General features: G+C 43.0%; 5 protein-coding genes. 4 read left to right on the top strand and 1 reads right to left on the bottom strand.

The features are described from left to right. The 3 genes from H6S82_RS33100 to H6S82_RS27560 all read left to right on the top strand — a co-directional run. Positions 1-193 (top strand): hypothetical protein (locus tag H6S82_RS33100; RefSeq protein WP_206756904.1); only part of this gene is annotated, 193 nt, incomplete at its 5' end. Between the two features lie 50 nt (positions 194-243). Continuing rightward, complete coding sequence (locus H6S82_RS27565; RefSeq protein ID WP_190474695.1) at positions 244-462, top strand: hypothetical protein; 219 nt, start codon at positions 244-246, stop codon at positions 460-462. 72 nt (positions 463-534) lie between these two features. After that, positions 535-1335, top strand: coding sequence for a hypothetical protein (locus tag H6S82_RS27560; protein ID WP_190474693.1), 801 nt, complete (start codon positions 535-537; stop codon positions 1333-1335). Between the two features lie 418 nt (positions 1336-1753). Here H6S82_RS27560 and H6S82_RS27555 read toward each other — a convergent pair whose 3' ends face one another. Next, a complete protein-coding gene (locus tag H6S82_RS27555; RefSeq protein ID WP_190474691.1) occupies positions 1754-2107 on the bottom strand; it encodes a hypothetical protein in 354 nt (117 codons plus the stop codon). A gap of 150 nt (positions 2108-2257) precedes the next feature. On the opposite strand from H6S82_RS27555, the gene H6S82_RS27550 reads away from it, so the two are divergent. After that, on the top strand, positions 2258-2575 hold the full coding sequence (locus tag H6S82_RS27550; protein ID WP_190474689.1) for a hypothetical protein: 318 nt from the start codon (positions 2258-2260) through the stop codon (positions 2573-2575). The last annotated feature ends 256 nt before the right edge of the window (positions 2576-2831 follow it).

The following is a 2831-nucleotide window of genomic DNA, read 5'->3' as shown; positions in this document are numbered from 1 at the left end:
TTTTTACAATACATTTGTACTATCCGTGGGTAGCGATCGCACTCCTGCAAGTGCCTTAACAAAAGTTCATACAGTGTCGATTACTTTTGTCCGACTACTTACTCATTACACATTTTTGGTTAGCCTGATGGTGTCCAAAATTCGATCTCAAAAGCGCTTTCAAAAGGTTAAGGATGTTGCTGATGATTCTTAATTGGTTCTGGGAAATTGAACTGAATCGGACTGGGCCAGATTACTTATTCTTTGCTAGCTTCCACTGGCGGATCTGTGGGGGGAGAGGTTGAAACTGACCTCATCGTCAAACTTTCGCACTCACCAAATTTGACGATGGTTAAATGGGCAGTTGTGTATGGTGGCAATGGATATAACTATACAGATATGGCTACTGGCACGAGTACGGCAGAGTTGTTAGATTATTTGCTCGCTCTAGCGAGAGCTCCAGGCCACTTGACCCAAAACTAGCTTATGCTGATACGAGCTACTAAGTAAAACGTTTAACCAGCACAAACTATTTACCTTGAGGGATTCACTACCTTGAACAAGCGTTATCGACCACGAGGTTTTGGTGGATATATCCAAGCCAAAGCTCGCAAAAAGTCAACCTCAAAAAAACAGCGCATCGACCCTCGGCTGAGCGTCTGGGATTTGGGCTATTGGGATAAGAGTTGGGATGACCCTACCTGCGAACAACACTGGGAAGGGGCGTCAAATTATCAAGATTTCTGGAGCTTAGATAAAGCTATCAACCGCGCTATTGAACTTAACTTGATGCGAGCGTCAGAAGTACAAAATGTGAAACTGTTTTGCTTGAAGAATGGCGAGTATACTGTCGGTGATAGTACTTCCGCTGGCTGGTTAATCGAACGTTTTAATGATATTAATCCGACTTCTCCTTATCCATTGGAACCGCTCTGGATGCTGATTGATTTAGGTGATGACGAGCGGTTGTGGTTAGAAGATTTAGACCCAGACAATTGGCTTTTTGAACGGGATATCCCTAGCATTCTTTCTCACCGAAAGATTCAGCAATTACAACTAGAGGACAAAATCATTGTTGACCGGATGACTCTACCTAAGTTATTGAGTTTAGTTATGCCTTCTTCTAGTTGGACTGATTTGCAGTATCAGGAAATCTGGCTTCAATGTATTTTTGAACATGGAACACTTTATACCTATAGAAGTGAGCATGGTCGGCGTATCCAAATCGCTCGTAGGATGACTGAATTGGAAGAAGCTGATGATGAAGATGATGAAGATGATGATTACGAGGAAGGGGAATTAAATTGGGATTCTGATGAATATTATGCAGATGATGATGATTACGAGGAAGAGTAATTAGATTGAGATTCTGATGGGAAAGGCTGATAACGACCCAGAATGGCGTAGTTTGGTACTCAGTGCGTAAGTCGTATCCATATCCATCACGAGGAAATTGTTTTGATAGGAACAGTTCCCAAAGCTAGGCAAATAACCTTCAGGGGGCGACAAGGGAGCTACAACCTATGGTTAGCAATAGTTTCAGCTTTTGCACTCCCTTTAAAATATAGGCAGACTTTGAGCCTATTTAGGGACGGGGCAACGTATTAAAGGGATTTTAGGCTCAAAGTTTGCCTATTCATTGTCAACAAGACTGTCATAATCGCTGAATTTTTTTGGGTAGGGTAAACAGCCTGAAAGCTTGATTCAAAAGCGTTTCAGCCCTGTTGTCGCCCCCTGAAGGCACTGACTGTTGCTTGGTTAGCAACACAACTCGCTACATTTTACTGCTGCTGGAAGATTCTACCTCTGCTCGCTGAAGGTCGCTCAAAGCGAAGGATTGAATGATTTTATCCCAAAAAGTACCACTCTCTAACTGACAGCGACCGGATACAGAACCTTCAACCGTCTGGGGGGTAGATACTTTGCGATCGCAAGTTAGGGTTTGACCGTTCAAGGCAGGATTCATCATCACGCCAGCTGCGGTAAATACGACTCCGAACATCCAGATTAACCAAGGATACGATCGCACGAGCAGCCGACTGGATGTTTGCCGAACGATTTGTATGATGAGGTTTCTCAGCAGTAACTCTACAGTTAAGCTTCCCAGAGGCGCTACTCCATTCCGCAAACGGTCTACTGTGCTTGGGTTTCCTTGAAAAGGTCGCTTTCTTCGCTATACAATTCTATACTTTGTACATACATCAATCGGTGACGCCTTCGCGTATATACATTCGCGGGTGATATTCTTTAGTTAGAGATTAACAAATTAGTGGGAACTATGGCAGCAAAGAAACTGGCAACTTTTCGGATCGATCCTAATAAATGGCAAGCTTTTCAGCAGTGGGCTAAGCGTAGCGGAACTAATGCCTCTGCTCTGTTAACTGAGTATATTGATGGTTGTTTGGATATCCCACCAACCAGGGTATCAAGATTTAGTATAGACAGGAATAATGATGTTTCTTTAGAACAACGTATGGATGAATTAGAACAAAGATTAAAAGATTTGCAAAGTTCTATGGAAGCTTCTATCAAACAAGCAGTAGAAACGCAATTAGCTAACTTGCAAAATCAAGTTTCTCAGTCAGAACAAGAGTAGCAATAGCAAACCGATAAGCGATCGTAGGTTGAATTTCTAAGGGAAATATTGGAGAAGTTGTCTCTGGGTGTGGCGTTGATTCTTTCAATAAGCTGCGCTCGGTTTCCCCCTGGCTTCCCCACTCCACGTAGATTCAGGGGTGAACTCGTGGCAGAATTGATTATTATCTATAACAACTATTCCGATAAACCTATGAGCCGTCTATCTTTCAAGTCATTGGTTATGATAACGCCCCAACCCTTGACGATGCACCCGG

The organism is Planktothrix sp. FACHB-1355 (genome assembly GCF_014748295.1).
GTDB lineage: Bacteria > Cyanobacteriota > Cyanobacteriia > Cyanobacteriales > Aerosakkonemataceae > Aerosakkonema > Aerosakkonema funiforme_A.
This window is presented reverse-complemented; position numbering and strand designations above follow the sequence as displayed.